The sequence below is a fragment of the Streptomyces sp. DG2A-72 genome (assembly GCF_030499575.1).
Lineage (GTDB): Bacteria > Actinomycetota > Actinomycetes > Streptomycetales > Streptomycetaceae > Streptomyces.
On sequence record NZ_JASTLC010000001.1, the window covers coordinates 2317854 to 2336187 of the forward strand.

At 70.2% G+C, this 18334-nt stretch carries 21 protein-coding genes; 7 read left to right on the forward strand and 14 right to left on the reverse strand.

The window, feature by feature from the left end; translation table 11 throughout:
* Positions 1-91 precede the first annotated feature (91 nt).
* Entirely contained in the window at positions 92-811 is a 720-nt protein-coding gene (locus tag QQY66_RS11055) for an IS6 family transposase (protein WP_301978985.1), read from the forward strand.
* 49 nt (positions 812-860) lie between these two features.
* On the opposite strand, the gene QQY66_RS11060 is transcribed toward QQY66_RS11055, so the two are convergent.
* From QQY66_RS11060 to QQY66_RS11100, 9 genes are all read right to left on the reverse strand, one after another.
* Positions 861-1271 carry a hypothetical protein gene (locus QQY66_RS11060; protein ID WP_301978986.1) on the reverse strand — a complete coding sequence of 137 codons (411 nt, stop codon included), beginning with the start codon at positions 1269-1271 and terminating at the stop codon, positions 861-863.
* Positions 1272-1308: 37 nt separating this feature from the next.
* Positions 1309-1755: a hypothetical protein gene (locus QQY66_RS11065; RefSeq protein ID WP_301978988.1), complete on the reverse strand. Its 447-nt coding sequence runs from the start codon at positions 1753-1755 to the stop codon at positions 1309-1311.
* 2 nt (positions 1756-1757) lie between these two features.
* On the reverse strand, positions 1758-3368 hold the full coding sequence (locus QQY66_RS11070; RefSeq protein ID WP_301978989.1) for a long-chain-fatty-acid--CoA ligase: 1611 nt from the start codon (positions 3366-3368) through the stop codon (positions 1758-1760).
* A 53-nt stretch (positions 3369-3421) separates the two neighbouring features.
* Complete coding sequence (gene hcaB / locus QQY66_RS11075) at positions 3422-4258, reverse strand: 3-(cis-5,6-dihydroxycyclohexa-1,3-dien-1-yl)propanoate dehydrogenase (protein ID WP_301978991.1); 837 nt, start codon at positions 4256-4258, stop codon at positions 3422-3424.
* Complete coding sequence (locus tag QQY66_RS11080) at positions 4255-5082, reverse strand: alpha/beta fold hydrolase (RefSeq protein WP_301978992.1); 828 nt, start codon at positions 5080-5082, stop codon at positions 4255-4257. The genes hcaB and QQY66_RS11080 overlap by 4 nt, the downstream gene beginning before the upstream one ends.
* Positions 5083-5121: 39 nt before the next feature.
* Positions 5122-5697, reverse strand: coding sequence for a 3-phenylpropionate/cinnamic acid dioxygenase subunit beta (locus QQY66_RS11085; RefSeq protein WP_301978993.1), 576 nt, complete (start codon positions 5695-5697; stop codon positions 5122-5124).
* A 104-nt stretch (positions 5698-5801) separates the two neighbouring features.
* Positions 5802-6998 (reverse strand): NAD(P)/FAD-dependent oxidoreductase, encoded by a 1197-nt coding sequence (locus tag QQY66_RS11090; RefSeq protein WP_301978995.1) that lies wholly within the window; start codon positions 6996-6998, stop codon positions 5802-5804.
* Positions 6995-7330 carry a non-heme iron oxygenase ferredoxin subunit gene (locus QQY66_RS11095; RefSeq protein WP_301978996.1) on the reverse strand — a complete coding sequence of 112 codons (336 nt, stop codon included), beginning with the start codon at positions 7328-7330 and terminating at the stop codon, positions 6995-6997. The genes QQY66_RS11090 and QQY66_RS11095 overlap by 4 nt, the downstream gene beginning before the upstream one ends.
* Positions 7327-8703, reverse strand: a complete 1377-nt coding sequence (locus QQY66_RS11100; RefSeq protein WP_301978998.1) for an aromatic ring-hydroxylating dioxygenase subunit alpha — start codon at positions 8701-8703, stop codon at positions 7327-7329. The genes QQY66_RS11095 and QQY66_RS11100 overlap by 4 nt, the downstream gene beginning before the upstream one ends.
* A gap of 101 nt (positions 8704-8804) precedes the next feature.
* Between QQY66_RS11100 and QQY66_RS11105 the strand changes: the two genes are divergently transcribed.
* From QQY66_RS11105 to dmpG, 5 genes are read left to right on the forward strand one after another with little or no spacing between them, the layout of a single operon-like run.
* Positions 8805-9794, forward strand: coding sequence for a zinc-binding dehydrogenase (locus QQY66_RS11105; protein ID WP_301978999.1), 990 nt, complete (start codon positions 8805-8807; stop codon positions 9792-9794).
* Positions 9791-10738, forward strand: coding sequence for a 3-carboxyethylcatechol 2,3-dioxygenase (locus QQY66_RS11110; protein WP_301979000.1), 948 nt, complete (start codon positions 9791-9793; stop codon positions 10736-10738). Before QQY66_RS11105 ends, QQY66_RS11110 begins: the two co-directional genes overlap by 4 nt.
* Positions 10735-11532: a 2-keto-4-pentenoate hydratase gene (locus tag QQY66_RS11115; RefSeq protein ID WP_301979002.1), complete on the forward strand. Its 798-nt coding sequence runs from the start codon at positions 10735-10737 to the stop codon at positions 11530-11532. Before QQY66_RS11110 ends, QQY66_RS11115 begins: the two co-directional genes overlap by 4 nt.
* Positions 11529-12482: an acetaldehyde dehydrogenase (acetylating) gene (locus QQY66_RS11120; protein WP_301979003.1), complete on the forward strand. Its 954-nt coding sequence runs from the start codon at positions 11529-11531 to the stop codon at positions 12480-12482. Before QQY66_RS11115 ends, QQY66_RS11120 begins: the two co-directional genes overlap by 4 nt.
* The gene (gene dmpG / locus QQY66_RS11125; protein ID WP_301979004.1) at positions 12479-13495 is read left to right on the forward strand and encodes a 4-hydroxy-2-oxovalerate aldolase; all 1017 of its coding nucleotides are present in this window, start codon (positions 12479-12481) and stop codon (positions 13493-13495) included. Before QQY66_RS11120 ends, dmpG begins: the two co-directional genes overlap by 4 nt.
* A gap of 66 nt (positions 13496-13561) precedes the next feature.
* Here dmpG and QQY66_RS11130 read toward each other — a convergent pair whose 3' ends face one another.
* The gene (locus tag QQY66_RS11130; RefSeq protein ID WP_301979006.1) at positions 13562-14368 is read right to left on the reverse strand and encodes an IclR family transcriptional regulator; all 807 of its coding nucleotides are present in this window, start codon (positions 14366-14368) and stop codon (positions 13562-13564) included.
* Between the two features lie 107 nt (positions 14369-14475).
* Here QQY66_RS11130 and QQY66_RS11135 point away from each other — a divergent pair, with 107 nt between their 5' ends.
* A complete protein-coding gene (locus QQY66_RS11135) occupies positions 14476-15108 on the forward strand; it encodes a helix-turn-helix domain-containing protein (RefSeq protein ID WP_301979008.1) in 633 nt (210 codons plus the stop codon).
* Positions 15109-15153: 45 nt separating this feature from the next.
* On the opposite strand, the gene QQY66_RS11140 is transcribed toward QQY66_RS11135, so the two are convergent.
* The 4 genes from QQY66_RS11140 to QQY66_RS11155 form a co-directional block, all read right to left on the reverse strand.
* The gene (locus QQY66_RS11140) at positions 15154-15456 is read right to left on the reverse strand and encodes an SDR family NAD(P)-dependent oxidoreductase (protein ID WP_301979010.1); all 303 of its coding nucleotides are present in this window, start codon (positions 15454-15456) and stop codon (positions 15154-15156) included.
* A gap of 142 nt (positions 15457-15598) precedes the next feature.
* Positions 15599-16747, reverse strand: a complete 1149-nt coding sequence (locus tag QQY66_RS11145; protein ID WP_301979011.1) for an acyl-CoA dehydrogenase family protein — start codon at positions 16745-16747, stop codon at positions 15599-15601.
* Between the two features lie 153 nt (positions 16748-16900).
* Entirely contained in the window at positions 16901-17584 is a 684-nt protein-coding gene (locus QQY66_RS11150; protein ID WP_301979012.1) for a hypothetical protein, read from the reverse strand.
* Between the two features lie 104 nt (positions 17585-17688).
* Positions 17689-18258, reverse strand: a complete 570-nt coding sequence (locus tag QQY66_RS11155) for an isochorismatase family cysteine hydrolase (protein ID WP_301979013.1) — start codon at positions 18256-18258, stop codon at positions 17689-17691.
* Positions 18259-18334 lie beyond the last annotated feature (76 nt).

Sequence of the window (18334 nt, forward strand, 5' to 3'; positions counted from 1 at the left end):
CGTACGCGCTGAGGAGCCCTTCGATGGGCGCTGTCACGTTGGCTGGCCGGTGGGATGATCTTCTGGTTGAGCAGCCTGGGAAGGGTCGTCCGTGTGGAGCGCGTCGCCGTCGTACAAGGGGCACCGGTACCCGGTCGAGGTGATCTCCCACTGTGTGTGGCTGTACTTCCGCTTCCCGCTGTCGTTCCGCGAGGTCGAGGAGCTGATGCTCGAGCGCGGCGTGACCGTCTCCTACGAGACGATCCGCCGCTGGTGCGGCACGTTCGGGCAGGCCTACGCCAACGCGCTGCGCCGCCGACAGCCCCGGTCCGGTGACAAGTGGCATCTGGACGAGGTCTTCATCAAGATCAACGGCGAGCAGAAGTATTTGTGGCGGGCCGTCGACCAGGACGGCAACGTGCTGGACATCCTGGTGCAGAAGCGCCGGGACAAGGCCGCGGCCAGGCGCTTCTTCCGCCGTCTGATGAAGGAGACCCGCACGGTGCCGAGGGTGGTCGTCACGGACAAGCTCCGCTCCTACGGCGCCGCCCACCGCGAGGTCATGCCCTCGGTGGAACATCGCTCGCACAAGGGCCTGGACAACCGGGCGGAGAACAGCCACCAGCCCACCAGACAGCGCGAACGCGCGATGAAAGGCTTCCGCTCCGCGGGCGGAGCGCAGCGGTTTCTGTCCGCGTTCAGCGGTAGCTCGCCCCACTTCCGCCCCCGCCGCCATCTGATGCTCGCCCACGACTACCGCGCCGAGATGACCGTCCGCTTCGCCATCTGGGAGCAGATCACCGGCGTCGCCAGCCTCGCCACCGCGGCCTGAGCACAGCCCGGAACCAGGCTCCACCACACCACGACGCGCCGTCAGGCAGTCACACAGCCAACAACGTGACAACGCCCTGCTGGCAGCGGAGGGTGCCGCCGGTCATCGCGAAGGCCACTCCCGGTCCGGAGCAGCTCCCGGTGCCGGTGTCGGCGTCGCGGGTCGCGGTGGCGCTGGTCCCGGCGCCGGAGGCGGAGGCGTACGCGGTGAAGCCCTGGCCGGTCACGGTGGCGCCAAGGCTCGCGAATGCCCGGACCACGGCGGCGAGCCGGGCGATGGCGTTGGCCGTGCTGTCGGCGTCCTCGGCCCGCGCGAGGCGAAGCTGTGGCCGCCGGTGGCTGTGAGGAGGCGAAGGCGCGCTTGCTTCATCGCGGCGGTCAGCGGAGTGGCCCTGCACCCGCTGGTGGAGAGCCTCGACGACGACATCCTGCGGGCTGCCGATCGCGCAGCGCTTTCTCAAGGAGAACTGAGGAGGGCCGAGGAGGACCGAGGCCCCGTCAGCTCCCTGGTACGCGATCCAGGTCCATGTCGGTGGCGGTGAGCCAGTCGGGTTCGGCCACGAGCAGGCTCAGCTGCTGGTCCTGGAGATCGACGTCGACGGCGTACCGGAAGCCGACGGCCTCCGCGGCCTGGACGGACGTCCGGTCGCCCTCCGGCACGGCGTGGACCACACGGCGGCAGTCGGGGTCCGCCGCGCGGACAGCGTGCAGGAGGGACCGGAGAACCTCCGGCGTGCCGGAGTCGACGAGAAGTTCCACGTCGCGGGCACCGACCGGGTAGGCCTCACGGAGCCTGCCGACCGCGCAGCGTTCCAGGCCGACGACGGCCTCGGTGCCGTCCGATCCGCGCAGACGCAGACGGCCCGCGAAACGTGTCCACGACTCCACCGTGGTCCGCCAGGGGCCTGGGACATCGAGCGGGGGCAGGGCCGGCACCGTGAGCATCGTCAGTTCCCCTCGTCGGCCAGGCGTCGGATGCTGACCTTGTCCAGCTTTCCGGAGGCGTTCCTCGGGACGGTGGGCACGAGCTTCAGGCTCCGGGGCAGCTTGTAGCGGGCCAGCTTCCCCGCCGCGTACGCGTGTACGGCCTCCAGTGTGATCTCCGTCGTGCCGTCGAGGCTGATGACGGCCGCCACGGTCTCGCCCCACTGCTCGTCGGGCACACCGACGACCGCGACGTCGACCACACCGGGCATGGAGGCCAGCGCGCGCTCGACCTCCGCCGGATACACGTTCTCCCCGCCGCTGATGATCATGTCCTTGAGTCGGTCGACGATGTACAGGCAGCCGTCCTCGTCGAGGTAGCCGATGTCGCCCGAGTGGAACCAGCCCTCCTCGTCGAACGCGGCGCTGTTCGCCTCCGGGTTGTTCCAGTACCCGGCGGTGACGTTGGGGCCTCGGACGACGATCTCTCCCGGTTCACCGGGCTTCAGAGGGGCGTTGCTGGCCGCGTCGACAACCCGGACCTCGGTGAACGGCATGGGGATGCCTGCGGAGCCGATCTTGTCCAGGGTGCGCTCGACGGGCAGGTGCGTGGCAAACGGCGCCGTCTCGGTCAGGCCCCACGCCTGCTGGAGCAGTACGCCGTGCTCGGCGTAGAGCTCGATGAGCGAGGGCGGCACCGGTGCGCCGGCGACCACGATCGACCGCAGGTGGCTCAAGTCCTGTTCGAACAGGCCTGGTTGGCGTGCGAGGGCGGCGAACATCTGGGCCACGCCGAACATGGAGTTGACCTTGTGGGTGACCAGGTCGTCGAGACACGCCTTCGGGTCGAACCCACGTCTGATCACCACCGTGCCGCCGCGCACCAGTGTGCGGAGCACGAAGCTGTTCAGGGCGCCGATGTGGAAGAGGGGTGCGGCGGCATACGTGACGTCGCCGGGGCGGGTGTCGAGGCGGAGTTCGACGTTCACCGCGTTCCAGAAGACGTTGCCGTGGGTCAGGACGACGCCCTTGGGCGTGCCCGTGGTGCCGGAGGTGAACATCAGGATCGCCGGGTCGTCGGCGGACTTGGCGGCGATGGAGGACGAGGGGGCGGCGGCTGTGAGGAGGGCTGCCCAGGGTTCCCAGCCCGCGGTGCCCGTGTCGGCCGGCGCCTCGGGGTCGTCGTCCACCAGGAGGAAGCGGGCGAGCGCGGTCCTTGCGCGCACCTTGTCGACGGCTTCGCGGTGCCCTTCCTCGCAGACGAGAGCGGTGGCGCCGCTGCGGACGAGGACGGCCTCCAACTCGGCTTCGGCCAACCGGAAGTTGACCGGGACGAAGACGACTCCCAGCCGGTGGGCGGCCAGCAGCGTGACGAGGAAGGAGCTGCTGTTGAGGCCGAGGTAGGCGACTCGGTCGCCGTCACCGATGCCGCCGTCGGCCAGGACCGTGGCCAGACGGGCGGCCCTGTCGTCGAGTTCGGCGTAGGTGAGGTCTCCGCCCGGGTAGCTGATGACGACACTGTCGCCCTGGTAGCGGGCGTTGCGCGCGACGGCGGCGGCCAGGTTGAGGTCGACCCGCAGGCCTGAGTTGCGTGGGTGTGGGGTCGTGGCTCTGGCGGCGGAAGGCGGGGTCACGAGCGGCTCCTCGTTGAGCGTCGAATGGTGGGAGTCGGAAGGTGAAAGGGGCGTCAGAGGTGGTCGCCGCCGGCGGCAGTGGCGAACCCGCGTACGCCTATGCCTCCGTCGACATTGATCGCGTGTCCGGTGATCGGACCGCTCTGGGCACGGGAGGCGAGCAGCACGTAGGAGCCGGTGAAGTCGCGTGGATCCGTGCTGGAGTCGTGCAGCGGGATGGGGGGCGGCGGGGTGTCCGGACCCTTCTTCGCGAAGGACGCCGAGATCGACCGGTCGGCCAGGCCCAGTCCCTCGGGCCCGCGCAGGTCGGTGTTCATGCCGCCGCAGGCCACGCCGTTGACGCGGACCTTCGGGGCGAGTTCGTAGGCGAGTTCGCGCATCAGGCCCAGGCAGGCGTGTTTGCTCGCGGTGTAGAGGGGGCCGCCGCCGTTGACGTAGAAGGAGGCGTTGGAGAGCGTCATGACGATGCTTCCGCGCGTCTTGACCAGCTCGCGCCAGGCCGCCTCCGCCGCGAGGACGTAGCCCTTGACGTTGATCGAGAAGATCTCGTCGAAGGCCGTGCCCAGTTCCGCGCCGCTGAGCCGGGTGAGCTGGCGCTGGTAGTCCCACACGCCGGCGTTCGCGACGAGGGTGTCGAGCTTGCCGAAGCGGTCGACGGTCTCGGCGACGGCGGCGTGCAGGCTCTCGGAGTCGCGCACGTCCCCGGCGACGGTGTGGACGCGGGACGGGTGGGAGGCGACGGCCGCGACCTCGTCCAGCTGCTCCTTGCGGCGCCCCATGATGGTGACCGAGGCGCCCTCGGCGAGGAAGCGTTCGGCGACCGCCCGGCCGATGCCGGTACCGCCGCCGGTGATCAGGGCGGCGTTTCCGTCCAGCCAGCCGTCGCTCATGCCCGCTCCCCGAGGAAACCGGTGACCAGCGTGTCGAACTCCCGCTGGCGCTCCAGCTGGACCCAGTGGCCGCACTTGCCGAACACGTGCAGCTGCACGTCGCGGATCTGCTTGAGCATCAGCTGGGCGCCTTCGAGAGTGATCGTCCGGTCATCGCGGCCCCAGAGCAGCAGGGTCGGCGCCTTGATCTTGTGCAGGTCGCGCCAGAGGGGGTCCATGCCGCCGCGCTTGGCGAAGGCCGCGTTGTAGAGGTGGTAGAAGGCGATGTGGCTCTCGTCGAGGGAGGACTTGTAGCGTGCGCGGACGACGTCCTCGCCGAACTGCTTGTGGTCGTAGACCATGGTGCGGATGAAGGCGGCCATCTTCTTCTCGCTGGGTCCGCCGCCGTTGTAGTAGCGGAACATCTCCTTCTGGCCCTCGGTGGGCGTGGGGCCGAAGGGCAGCCAGCCGCCGCCGGGGGCCATCAGCACGAGCCGGGTGACGCGCTCCGGGCGCTGCTGGGCCATGGCGATGGCGGCGGCGCCGCCGAGGCTGTTGCCCAGCAGGTGGAAGGTGTCGATGCCGAGCGCGTCGAGGGCTTGGTAGAGGGCGTCCACGGTGATCTCGGTGATGGAGCGCTCGCCCAGATCCTCGGCCGTGGGTCGGTAACTACCCCCGAAACCCGGCTGGTCGGGCAGGATCACACGGAAGTGCTCGGCCAGCGCGGGGAGGTTCTGGCGGTAGTTGCTGACGCCGGAGGCGCCGGGGCCGCCGCCGTGCAGCATCACCAGCACGGGGCCTTCTCCGACCTCGGCCACGGCGATCTCGCCGAGTGACGTGTTCACTTGATGGTTTTTCAGGTCAACGGTCACAGCGCGTTCCCCTCAGAAAAAGGTCGAGATGTTCTTCGCCAGGAGGATGTTCTGGTCCAGGAGGATCGTCCGGCGGGCCACCCGAAGCTCGCCGTCCTCAAGGCGCCGCAGGACGTCCGTGCGGCCGCCGGCGAAGACGTTCTCCTCCCGCTCCAACCGGTTGCGGTAGACGAGAAACGCCGACCGCACCCACAGGTCGTCCGCGGTGAACCCCTCGTGCTCGGCGGGGTCGACGTGGCTGACCATCACGTTGCTGATCAGATGCCGGGTCCGCGAGGGCGGGTCCTCGGCCCAGGCCATCCCGGAGTCGAACCGGCGGATGCGCCAGGCCAGGCTCTCCTTGCTCTCGTCGTAGAAGGCGGCCTCGCCGCGCACGGCCACGGACAGCGCCTGCTGCCGGCGCAGCCGGTTGGTGCGGGTGGGCATCCAGTAGTCGAGGTCGTCGGCGAGCAGGTCGAGCCAGTCGGCGTAGCGGCCGTCGTCGAGGAGGGCGGCCTCCTCGTAGTAGAACTGCTCGACCTCGAAGTGGATGTCACGGTCGGCGCGGACCCCCGCGCGTGACCGGATCTGCTCGGTCGCTGTGCTCACGGTGTCATTCGATCCCTTCTCGGACCCGGGTGAAACGGACTGTGCCGCCAGGCGGAACAGCGGCCGCACGCCAGGGGTGCACTTCAGTCGCACGCCCGGCCGGTTCAGCCGCGCAGCAGGCCGCGCAGGTTCACCGCCGGGTCTGCCAGGCGGTCCGCCACGACGGGGATGCGGCGGTCGATCAGCCGACGGGCGGCCCTGACGGCGGACGGGTCGTCGACCGAGGCGGCCGCGACGACCAGGCCGTCCTGCAGACCGAAGACGGAGAACGTCGGGTCGTCGAAGGAGCCCCTGATGACGGTGTGCGCGGCCGCTTCCATGTGCCCGACGGCCTCGATGTGGCGACCATGTCGGTCGGTCCAGAACCAGGGCGCGGTGGGAACCGGTGCCGGGGTGCCGAGGATGGTGGCCGCCGCTCTCGCGCCGTCCTGCTGGGCCGCCTCCCAGTGCTCGGTGCGCGGCACTCCGCGCAGACGGGCGGGGTCGCCGACGGCGAGCACGGCCGGGTTCGAGGTGACCTGCCGTTCGTCGACGAGGATCCCGCGGTCCACCTCGAGGCCTGCGGCCTCGGCCAGTTCGGTGGAGGGCACCATGCCGACGCCGAGCACCACCGCGTCGTGGACCCCCGCGACGCCGTCGACGACGGCCTCGATGCCCTCGGGCCGGTTGGTGAAGGACTCCACGGTGGCCCGCACGGTGGTGACCCGGTGCCGGTCGTGCAACGCGTGGAGCCAGGCGGCCAGTTCGAGGCCGAGCGCGGCGGCCAGCGGCACGCCGACCGGGTCGACGAGAACGACCTCGCAGCCCAGGCGTACGGCGGTCGAGGCGACCTCGGCCCCGATGAGACCGGCGCCAACGACCAGCACGCGGGCGCCAGGTGTCAAGGACAGCCGCAGCCGGTCCGCGTCGTCCGCCGTGCGCAGCACATGTACGCGCGGGTCTGCGAGGCCCGGGATCGGCGGGCGGGCGGCGCCACCCCCCGTCGCGAGCACGACACGGTCGGCGGGGAGGAGTTGTCCGCCCGTGAGCTCGACGGCGCCGTCCCGGGGCCTCAGTGCGGTCACTGTGGTCCGGTTGATCAGGCGTACGTGTTGGTCGTCGTACCACTGGGCCGGCTGGAGAGCGATCTGCTTGATGTCCTTGCTGCCGGTCAGGAAGTCCTTCGACAGGGGCGGCCTGTCGTACGGGAACTCCCCGGCGTCGACGAGGATGACTTCGCCGCCGAAGCCCTGGGCACGCAGCGAGGCAGCCGTGCTGACTCCGGCGATGCCGCCGCCCACGATCACCACACGCTCGGTCACGGGCTCTCCCCGGGGAACAGGTAGACCTCGCCGTCGCGCACCTCGACCCGGTGCGGGCAGGCGTTCTTCGTGGCGGGCAGGCCCTGGACCTCGCCGCTCTTCAGGCAGAACCTGCTGGAGTGCAGCGGGCATTCGACGTACCCGTCCTCGACCCAGCCCTCGGCCAGCGAGGCGGTCTCGTGGGTGCAGGTGTCGTCGAGCGCGTAGACAGTGTCGTCGGTGTCGCGCAGCAGGGCGATGTCGTCGGCGGTGCCGGTGACCGCCTTGTCGACGGCGATGCCCTCGCCCTGGGGGATGTCGTCCAGGGCGGCGACACGGATCCCGTTGCTCATGGGTGCTTCTCCTCGTGCCGAGCCTCGTGCCAGGCGGGGGTGTTCATCAGTTCGCGCCAGCGTGCGTAGAAGGCCCGGCCGGCGGCGTCGCTGTAGAGCTCGCTGGTCCTGCCGGGGTAGCGGCCGTCCTCGCGTTCGCTGCCCATGCCCATCTGGTAGTTGAGAGCGACGCCGCCTGTGATGAAGCCGTGCGAGATGGCCTGCACCTCGCTCCAGTTCTCGCCGTCGTCCTGCTCGAAGATGCCGCTGGGCCCGAACGTCCGCAGGTTGTACAGGCGTTGGGCCTCACGGACCTCTTCGGGCATGGACTTGTCGACGATGGTCCAGGCCCACACCTCCATGCGGTCGGGGCCCTTGGGGTGCCAGATCCGGATGGATCCGTTGACCGGCAGGTAGGAGAAGTTGGGGAAGACGGTGGCGTGTCCGTTGGTCAGCGGTCCCTCGACGCGGGCCTCGCCGAGCCGCTCCCGCAGCGCGTCGTAGTCCGTCCACTCGTGCACGGTCTGGGCGTCGAAGCGGTTCTTGGGATGGACCGGGAAGCCGGCGCCGTGCCCGTTCGGGTCCACGTACTGGCGGCCGGTGCGGTGCACGACCTCGTCCTTGGGCTTCCTGCCGGACGGCGAGAGGACCATGAGCGCCGAGGCGTGGCTCATGTTGACGTGGTACCAGTCGGTGGCGAACTGCTCGGCGGCCAGCTTCCAGTTGCCTTCCAGGACCCACTTGTGGACTCCGCCGACGACGACCGTCCCCTGGTCGTCGTGGTCGAGCATCGCGTCCATGTACCAGGCCATGTCGCCGAGCGACTCCCGCAACGGGACGGGGTGCGGATCCCAGGTGCCGAAGACCAGCCCGTGGTATGTCTGCACGTGCGGCACCTCGACGAGACCCCACTGTCCCGTCTCGAAGGACTCCGGGTAGCCGTCCTTGTTGGGCACGCTGACCAGCGAGCCGTCCAGGTTGTACGACCAGCCGTGGTAGGTGCAGGTGAAGTTGCGGGTGGTGCCGAAGTCGGCGCGGCAGACGCGGGCACCCCGGTGCCGGCAGGAGTTGAGGTAGGCGCGGATACGCCGGTCACGGTCCAGCGTCACGATGACCGGGTCCTCGCCCATGTACGTCGTGAAGAAGTCGCCGGGCTTGTGGAACTGGTCGGTGTGCGCGAGGAACAGCCAGCTCGGCGCGAAGACGCGACGCAGCTCCTGGCGGTACAGCTCCTCGTCGGTGAAGATCACCCGGTCCAGCAGTCCGCCCTCGGTGTCCACGAGCCCGGAGACGTCGATGTTCCGCGCCAGGTCCGCCGGGCGCCGCAGCGCCCCGCGCGGGGCCGGGGTGGCCGCTGGCGCGGCCGGGCCCTGGGGTTCGATCGTCGAGGTCATGGGCTCAGGCAACAGCAGCGGCGCGACCGGGTGCCATCCGTCGTTCCGTACGGCGGCACGCGCGCTGTCGGCAGGCGGCGGGCGCGGGGGAGCGTGACCGCATGCTTGCTGCCATCGCCATCTCCCAGAGCGCGACCGAGCCGCTGTCGGGGCTCGTCCTCAGGGACATCCTCGAACCCGAGCCGCGCCCGGGCTGGTCGACCGTCCGTGTGGTCTCGTCGTCGCTCAACATGCACGACCTGTGGACCCTGCGCGGTGTCGGTCATCCGCCCGAGCGGCTGCCCATCGTCCTTGGCTGCGACGCGGCCGGCTACGACGAGCACGGCAACGAGGTGCTCGTCCACCCGGTCATCGCCGACCCGGACGCCGGTCTCGGCGACGAGACGCTGGACCCGGGGCGTGCGCTGCTGTCGGAGCAGCACCACGGGGCGTTCGCCGAGTACCTGTCCGTGCCCACGCGCAACCTGATCCCCAAGCCGTCCTGGCTCAGCTTCGACGAGGCCGCCTGTCTGCCCGTCGCCTGGGGCACGGCGTACCGCATGCTCTTCACCCAGGCGGGAATCCGCGCGGGCAACCGGGTCCTGGTCCAGGGCGCGGGAGGCGGCGTCGCCTCGGCCGCGATCAAGCTGGCCGTGGCCGCGGGCGCCGTCGTGTACGCCACCAGCCGCAGCGAGGACAAGCGGCGGCAGGCCGAGTCGTGGGGAGCGCGCAAGGCCGTACCGACCGGCGAGCGGCTGCCCGAGCGCGTGGACGTGGTGGTGGAGACGGTCGGCGAGGCCACCTGGTCGCACTCCATGAAGGCACTGCGTCCGGGCGGCACGATCGTCATTGCCGGAGCCACCAGCGGCACCAACCCGCCCGCCGACCTCGGCCGGATCTTCTACCTCCAGCAGCGCGTCCTCGGCTCGACCGGCTGCACCCGCTCCGAACTGGTCTCGCTGCTGAAGCTCATGGACGCCACCGGCCTGCGCCCGGTGATCGACCGCACGCTGCCGCTGGACGAGATCCACAAGGGCTTCCAGCTCATGATCGACGGGCGGCTCACCGGCAAGCTCGTCATCCACCCACCGTCTCAGGGAGATCCGTCGTGAACACCGCCGCCGTAGGGCTGTCCCACTCGCCCTTGATCGGCAAGAACGATCCTGCGCCCGAGGTCCTCGCCGCCGCAGAGGAAGCCGTCGAGGGCGCGCGTTCCTTCGTCCGTGCCTTCGACCCGGAACTGGTCGTCCTGTACGCGCCCGACCACTACAACGGCTTCTTCTACAAGGAGATGCCGCCCTTCTGCCTGGCCACCGAGGCGAACGCCGTCGGCGATTTCGGTTCCACGGCGGGCCCGCTGTCCGTCGACACCGACGCCGCCCGCGCTCTCGCGCGCGGGGTCCTGGACCGCGGCGTGGACCTGACCGTCTCGGCCCGGATGACCGTCGACCACGGCTTCGTCCAACCGCTGGAGGTCCTCTTCGGCGGCATCGACAAGGTGCCGGTCGTGCCGGTGTTCGTGAACGGCGTGGCCACCCCACTCGGCCCGGTCGGCCGAATCCGGGCACTCGGGACCGCGATCGGCGAGGCGGCCTCCGCGCTGGACCGCCGGGTGCTTTTCCTCGGCTCCGGCGGGCTCTCCCACGACCCGCCCGTCCCGGTCCTCGACGGCGCCCCGCCCCGGGTCGCCGACGCCCTCATCGAGGGCCACCCGCCCACACCCGAACAGCGCGCCCGGGGTGAGGAGCGCGTGGTCCAGGCGGGCCGCGACTACGCCGCCGGCTCGACCCGCATGATCCCCATCAACCCCGACTGGGACAACCTCGTCCTGGACACCCTGGAGAGCGGCCGCCTCGCGGACGTCGACAGCTGGAGCGTGGAGTGGATGGGTTCCGAAGGCGGCGGCTCGGCCCACGAGGTCCGCACCTGGATCGCGGCCTTCGCATCCCTCGCGGCCACCGGCCCGTACCGCATGACCTCCCGCTTCTACGAGCCGATCCCCGAATGGATCGCCGGCTTCGCCGTGGCGACCGCGGAACAGGAGACGAACCGATGACCACCGAGCGCGAACAGGCGATCGCCGAAGCGGCGGACAGACTGACGACGGCCGCCGTCAAGCGCGAACCGTGCTCCCCGGTCCGTGACCTGCTGGGCACCACCGACATCCGCAGCGCGTACGAGGTCCAGCGCCGCCTCAACGCCCGGCGGACGGACGTCGTCACGGGCCGCAAGATCGGTCTCACCTCACCCGCCGTGCAGAAGCAACTCGGCGTGGACCAGCCCGACTTCGGCGTCCTGTTCTCCGACATGGACGTCTCCGCCCTCGACGAAGTGCCCACTACACGGCTGCTGCAGCCGAAGGTCGAAGCGGAGATCGCCTTCCTCCTCGCCACCGACCTGGACGGCGACGATCTCGACCTGGCCGCCGTCCGCGCCGCGGTCGCCTACGCGGTGCCCGCCCTGGAGATCGTGGACAGCCGCGTCGCCGACTGGGACATCACCATCACCGACACCGTCGCCGACAACGCCTCCAGCGGACTGTACGTCCTCGGCGAGTCCCGTCTTCCCCTCAAGGCGTTCGAGCCGCGCGAGGCGACCATGCGGATGTACGTCGACGATGTCCCCGTCTCCGAGGGCACCGGCGCCGCGTGCCTCGGCGACCCCCTCAACGCCCTGCTGTGGCTGGCCCGTACGGCACGCGAGTACGGCGATCCGCTGCGCGCCGGCCAGGTCGTCCTCTCCGGCGCGCTCGGCCCCATGGTCAGCGTCGCCCCAGGCGTCACCGTCCTCGCGGAGATCTCCACGCTGGGTACGGTCACCGCCACGTTCACCGACAAGGAGCCGTCATGACCCCCGTGCAGAAGACGAAAGTGGCCGTGATCGGCTCCGGCAACATCGGCACCGACCTGATGATCAAGGTGCTCCGTCTCTCCGAGACCCTGGAGATGGCAGCGATGGCCGGCATCGACCCGGACTCCGACGGGCTCGCCCGGGCCCGCCGCCTGAAGGTGCCCACGACCCATGAGGGCGTCGACGGCCTGATCCGCATGGACGGTTTCGACGAGATCGACATCGTCTTCGACGCCACCTCTGCCAAGGCCCACGTCGCCAACGCCGAGAAGCTCGCCCCTTTCGGCAAGCGGCTCGTCGACCTCACCCCCGCGGCGATCGGTCCGTTCGTCGTGCCGCCGGTCAACCTCGACGACAACCTGCACGCCGCCGACGTCAACATGGTCACCTGCGGCGGCCAGGCCACCATCCCGATCGTCCACGCCGTCGCCCGTGCGACGCCCGTCCCGTACGCGGAGATCGTCGCGTCCATCGCGTCGAAGTCGGCCGGGCCCGGTACCCGCGCCAACATCGACGAGTTCACCGAGACCACCGCCGCGGCGATCCGGACCGTCGGCGGCGCGACGCGCGGCAAGGCGATCATCGTCCTCAACCCCGCCGAGCCCCCGCTGATCATGCGGGACACGGTGTTCTGCCTGATCGGTGACGCCGACCACGAAGCGATCCGTGCCTCCGTCGCGGACATGGTGGCCGAGGTCGCCCAGTACGTCCCCGGCTACCGGCTCAAGCAGGACGTCCAGTTCACCTCCGTACCGGCCGACGAACCGGTCCACACCCTGCTGCCCGCCGACGCACCGAAGGTGACGACGCACGTGTCGGTGTTCCTGGAGGTGGAGGGCGCCGCCCACTACCTCCCCGCCTACGCGGGCAACCTCGACATCATGACCTCGGCCGCGCTGCGCACCGCGGAGCGCATCGCCCGGCACGCACGACAGGGGGCATCCGCATGACCACCAGCCTCTACATCCAGGACGTCACCCTGCGGGACGGCATGCACGCCGTACGGCACCGCATCGCCCCCGCCGACGTCCAGCGCATCGTCGCCGCCCTGGACGCGGCCGGCGTGGACGCCATCGAGGTCGCCCACGGCGACGGCCTGGCCGGCGGCTCCCTCAACTACGGCGCCGGCAGCCACACGGACTGGGAATGGATCGAAGCAGCCGCCTCGGTCCTCGAACGGGCCACGCTCACCACGCTCCTGCTCCCCGGCATCGGCACCATCGCCGAACTGAAGCAGGCCTACGCGCTCGGTGTCCGCTCGGTCCGCATCGCCACCCACTGCACCGAGGCCGACGTGGCCGCCCAGCACATCGCCACGGCCCGCGATCTCGGCATGGACGTCTCCGGTTTCCTCATGCTCAGCCACATGGCCCCGGCCTCGGAACTGGCCGAGCAGGCACGGCTGATGGAGTCCTACGGCGCCCACTGCGTCTACGTCACCGACTCGGGCGGCCGCCTGACGATGGACAGTGTGCGGGAGCGGGTCCGTGCCTACCGCGACGTCCTGCTGCCGGAGACCCAGATCGGCATCCACGCCCACCAGAACCTCTCCCTGGCAGTGGCCAACTCGGTCGTCGCCGTCGAGGAGGGGGTCACCAGGGTGGACGCGTCCCTCGCCGGGCACGGCGCGGGGGCGGGCAACTGCCCGATCGAACCGTTCGTCGCCGTCGCCACCCTCAACGAGTGGAAGCACGGCTGCGACCTGTTCGCCCTGCAGGACGCGGCGGACGATCTCGTACGACCGCTGCAGGACCGTCCGGTCCAGGTCGACCGCGAGACGCTCACCCTCGGCTACGCCGGCGTCTACTCCAGCTTCCTCCGGCACGCCGAGGCAGCCTCCCGGCAGTACGGCATCGACGTACGCAGCATCCTGCTGGAGGTGGGCAGGCGGGGGCTGGTCGGCGGGCAGGAGGACATGATCGTCGACATCGCGCTGGATCTGTTGGGTCCGGCCCGGGGCTGACGCGGTACGGGTCCGGCCCCGGCATGAAGTCCTACAGGGCTGGGCCCGGGGCAGAGTTGGTACGGGTTACGGGCGCGGCAGTCGGCCGGCCTGCTGCTGCGCCGCCCGTGCGGCCCATGCCTGCGAGGCCGCGGCGGCGACTCGCCGTGCCTGCGCACTCAGCCGGCGCGTGTCGATCTGGCCGAGCCGGCCGGCGATCGACAGGGCCGCGACCGCCCGGCCTGCGCGGTTCAGCACCGGTGCCGCTACACAGGCCAGCCCCGGCTGGTATTCCTCGTTGTCGAGGGAGACACCGGTGCGGCGGATGCCGTCCAGTTCGGCGGACAGGGCGTCGGGGTCGGTGAGTGTGCTCGGAGTGAAGGGCCGCAGCGGCTCTGACAGCGCCCGTTCCGCGGCCTGGGAGTCGTAGGCGAGCAGGACCTTGCCGACCGCCGTCGCGTAGGCCGGGAGCCGACCGCCGATCCTGGACGGCACGGGCGCGGGCCGGTGGCCGTAGAGCTTGGCCAGGTAGACGACGTGCGGGCCGTCGAGGACCGCCAGGTGCACCGTCTCCCGGGTCGCCTCGTACAGGTCGGCCAGGTAGGGCAGCAGGACGTCACGGACGCTCTCGGAGCCTGGCGCATAGACGGCCTTCCCCAGATGGTGCAGGCGCTCGCCGAGCCGGTAGTCCGTTCCGACGCGCTCCACCACGCCGTTGCGCTCCAGCATGCCGAGCACGCGGTACGCGGTCGACTTGCTCATCTGCGCCCGCCGCGCGAGTTCGCTGACGCCGGTTTCCCCACCGAACCTGTCGCCCAGGGCGACGAGGAGGCTGATGGCCTTGTCGACGGCGGCTCGGTCATCCCTCGCGGGGCCGGCAAGAGTTGCGGTCATGGTTGTTCACCTCGACTCCGAGAGATGGTGTCACTTTCAATAGACCACCCGTTAAGCTTTATGTGACAAGAATGCGAGCCCATCGGGTGTTCGTCAATAATGACGGGATGCACATTAAAAGTGACACCCTGGCCCGGGAGAACGAGCTCGTCGCCCGCAACGTGCGCCGCTTCCGGCTGGAGCGGGCGATGTCTCTCGGCGAGCTGGCCCGCCGGTCCGGCCTCTCGAAGCAGACGCTCTCCAAGATCGAGCAGGGCGTGGGCAACCCCACCGTGGAGACCCTGTCCCTGCTGGGGACCGCGCTCGACGTGCCTGCACGCCGCCTGCTGACGGAGTGGGGCACTCCGGTCTACGTCCAGCGGCAGGGCGAGGGCGAGTGGTCCGAGGCGGCGAACTGGACCGAGCGCCTCCTGGACGAGACGTACGGCTCCGGCTACGTCCGCACCCTCGTCCTGCGCCTGGAACGGGGTCACCGGGACCCCGAGCCGATCCCCGCGCACAGCGCCGGCACCCTGCATCACATCTACGTGATCACCGGAAAGCTCCGTACCGGCCCGCTCACCGAACCGGTGGACCTTGCGGCCGGTGACTTCGTCCGTTTCCCGGGAGACGTACCCCATCGCCACATCTGCCTCAGTGAACGCGTCGTGGCCCATGCGGTCACCACGCTGCCGCAGGTCCGCCAGTTCGGCCCGACCATCACGAAAGGCGGGGTGGGCCGTGGCGCTGACGCGCGGTGACACCACATCGGCCCGGGCCGTGGTCGGCTCTACGGGACTGCCTCCTCAAGGCCGCTGTGGCGCGAGGGCGAGCTGCAGGGTGTCCCAGTAACTGGGGAGCCCCTTGACGTGGACTTCGCCGTCGACGCAGATCGTCTCGCCAGTGATCCAGGCGGCGTCTTCGCCGGCGAGGAACCGGACGACCTTGGCGACGTCGCCGGGCTCTCCGATGCGGCCGAGCGGGGTGCGTTCGAGGACGGCGTCGCCGAACAGGCCGGTGGTCATGTGGTGGGACTCGGTCAGTGTCGTGCGCGTGAGGCCGGGGGCGACGGCGTTGACCCGGATGCCGTGTCTGCCCGGCGCGGCCAACGGAATCGGCGCTCCCGAAGCGGGGATGTGTTCGGCGCCCCTGACGGCGGAGGCCGGCGAACGCCCCACACTGTGCGCCGCCGCCTGCCAGAACGCCGCGCCATTCGCCTTTGGGCCGCCCCAGCGGCCGTGCCCCCGCGTCTCAGCGGAGCAGCGACTTGCCGATGATCTCCTTCATGATCTCGGTCGTGCCGGCGAACAGTGTGCTGGCCCGGGTGTCGACGAAGTCCCTGGCGATCGGATACTCCGTCATGTAGCCGTATCCGCCGTGCAGTTGCAGACAGCGGGAGACGAGGTGCTGCTGGCGTTCGGTCACCCACCACTTGGCCATCGCCGCCTCGGTGTCCGTCAGACGGCCGGAGGCCAGTTCGGCGACGCAGCGGTCCGTGAAGGTCTGCGCGATCTCCGTCTCGGTCGCCAGTTCGGCCAGGGTGAACCGGGTCGCCTGTAGCTCGGACAGCGGGCGCCCAAACACGATCCGGTCCCGGGTGTAGGCGATGGTCTCCTCCAGGACCCGCCGCATGGTGGCGGCGGCGGTCACGGTGACGCTGAGACGCTCCTGCGACAGGTTCCGCTTCAGGTACTCCATGCCCCGCCCTTCCTCGCCGAGCAGATTCGCGGCCGGTACGAGCACGTCGGTGAAGGACAGTTCGGCGGTGTCCTGGGCGGACAGGCCGAGCTTGTCGAGCTTGCGGCCCCGTTCAAACCCGGGCATGCCCCGCTCCACCACCAGCAGGTTGAGCCCCTCCTGCCCGTCGTCGGCCGTCGTGCGGGCCACGACGATCACGAGGTCGGCGAGGATGCCGTTGCTGATGAAGATCTTGGTGCCGTTCAGCAGGTAACCGTCCCGGCGCCGTTCGGCACGCGTCCGTATCCCCCGCAGATCACTGCCGGCGCCGGGCTCGGTCATGGCGATGGCGGCGACCAGGCTTCCGTCGGCAAGCCCAGGCAGCCAGCGCGCCTTCTGTTCCGGGGTGGCAAGTGCGCGGAAGTAGGGGGCGACCAGGTCGGTGAAACCGTTGAGGTTCATGACGACCGAGGTGGCGCCCGCACGGCACAGCTCCTCGTTGAGAACCGCGTTGTAACGGAAGTCGTCCACGCCGCTGCCGCCGTACTCCTCCTCCACACCCAGCCCGAGCAGTCCCACGGCGCCCGCGGCCCGATACAGCACACGGTCGACCTGGCCGGCCGCCTCCCAGGAGGCAAGGTGGGGGGTGACCTCCTTGGCGACGAACGCCCGGACCATGGCCCGGAAGTCCTGTTGGTCGGTGTCGTAGATCTCTCTCTTCACAGGGGTCGCGCCTCCTCTGTCGTCCTGCATCCGGTGCTGTGCGAGGTCAGCACCCCATTGCCGTACAGCCGGCGCGCGAGCCGCGGACCGCTGCAGCCGTTGCTCCTGATGGGCGGCCGGGCCCGGCCGCCCATCAGGAGTGGGTTGAGGGCCTCAGGGAAGAGGGATGGCCACCACCTTGAATTCGGCGGCCGGGTTGCCGACGTTGGAGAAGTTTTCGCCGAAGTTGGCGTCGACTACGTAGAGGCGGCAGCCGAACGTCTTGGCCGCGGTCGGCCATGCGGCGCCCGGCACCTCGGTCGTGCCGAGGACCCACCCGTCGGTCAGCGACCGCGAAAGCTCGATCTTGGCCATGCCCTTGGGGTTGACCGCATACAGGATCCGCCCGATCAGCACAACACCGTCAGCCCCGTCCCGGGTGCCGGTGATCCGCCGGGCGTCGGCCGTCCCGGCGGTGTCGGTCGGCACGAGGTAAAGGGCCCAACCCCCCTCGGCGGTCTGGGACTGGGCCACGATCAGGTGCCTGCCGTCGGGCGTGACCTCGATGCCGTTGGCGTTGATACCGGCACTGGTCTGAGCCCAGTCGCCGCCCAGCGCGGCCTTCTCGGGCGCGCCGATACTGCCGTCGGGCCCGATCGGCACCCGGATGAGGGCCGGGACGCGGCTGACGGTGAACCAGGCCGCGTCGCGGGTCACGGTCACGTCGTTGAGGAACGCGGCATCCGGGACGGTGACGTCGGCCGGCAACGCGCCGGACTCCGTGTCATACACCCGGAAACCGGTGAGGACGCTGTCACCGCCGGCAACCCAGAGCCGGCCGAAGCGGTCGATGTCCATGCCGGCCGCCTTTCCGATATTGACGCTCCACCGACTGGCGGTCCGGCACCGGCGAACCCGGCGCCCTGGACTGTTCAGAGACTGTTGGCCACTGGAGGGCTGTGTCAGCGGGTGCGCTGGAGCTTGTCGAGGATTTGGGTGGTGGTGGCGGTCTCGCCGAGGCGGGGGAAGATGTTGTGGATGCTGTTGTGGTGGGCGTCGGGGTTCATGTCGGTCATTGCGTCGGTGGCGAGGACGACGTGGTAGCCGTGTTCGTGTGCGGCCCGTGCGGAGGATTCCACGCCGATGCTGGTGGCGACGCCCGCCAGTACGACCTGGGTGACGCCGGCCTTTTGCAGGTCGTCGTGGACGGTGGTGCCGCCGAAGGCGCTCCACCGCTGCCTGATGACGCGGATGTCACCGAGCTGTGGGGCGAGTTCGTCGACGGGGTCGGCAAAGTCCGGCTGTGGGATGAAGTCCGCAGGCCCGTTCACCTCGGTGCGTCCGGGGGTATCGCCCAGGATGCTGACCAGCGCGACCGGCAGACCGCGGGAGCGGAAGGCGGCGGCCAGATCGGCGGCGTGCTGGATGACCTGCTTCAGGCCGTCAGTGTCCCCGCCCGGCATGGCGAGGATGCCCTTCTGCAGGTCGACCACGATCAGGGCGGGCTTCGCGTCAACCGTGGAGAGTGTCACTTCGGATTCCGTTCTCGTGCGTGACGGGGCGCGCCCGCCTCTGGTACGCGAAGCCTCAAAGGCTGCACGGGAGTTT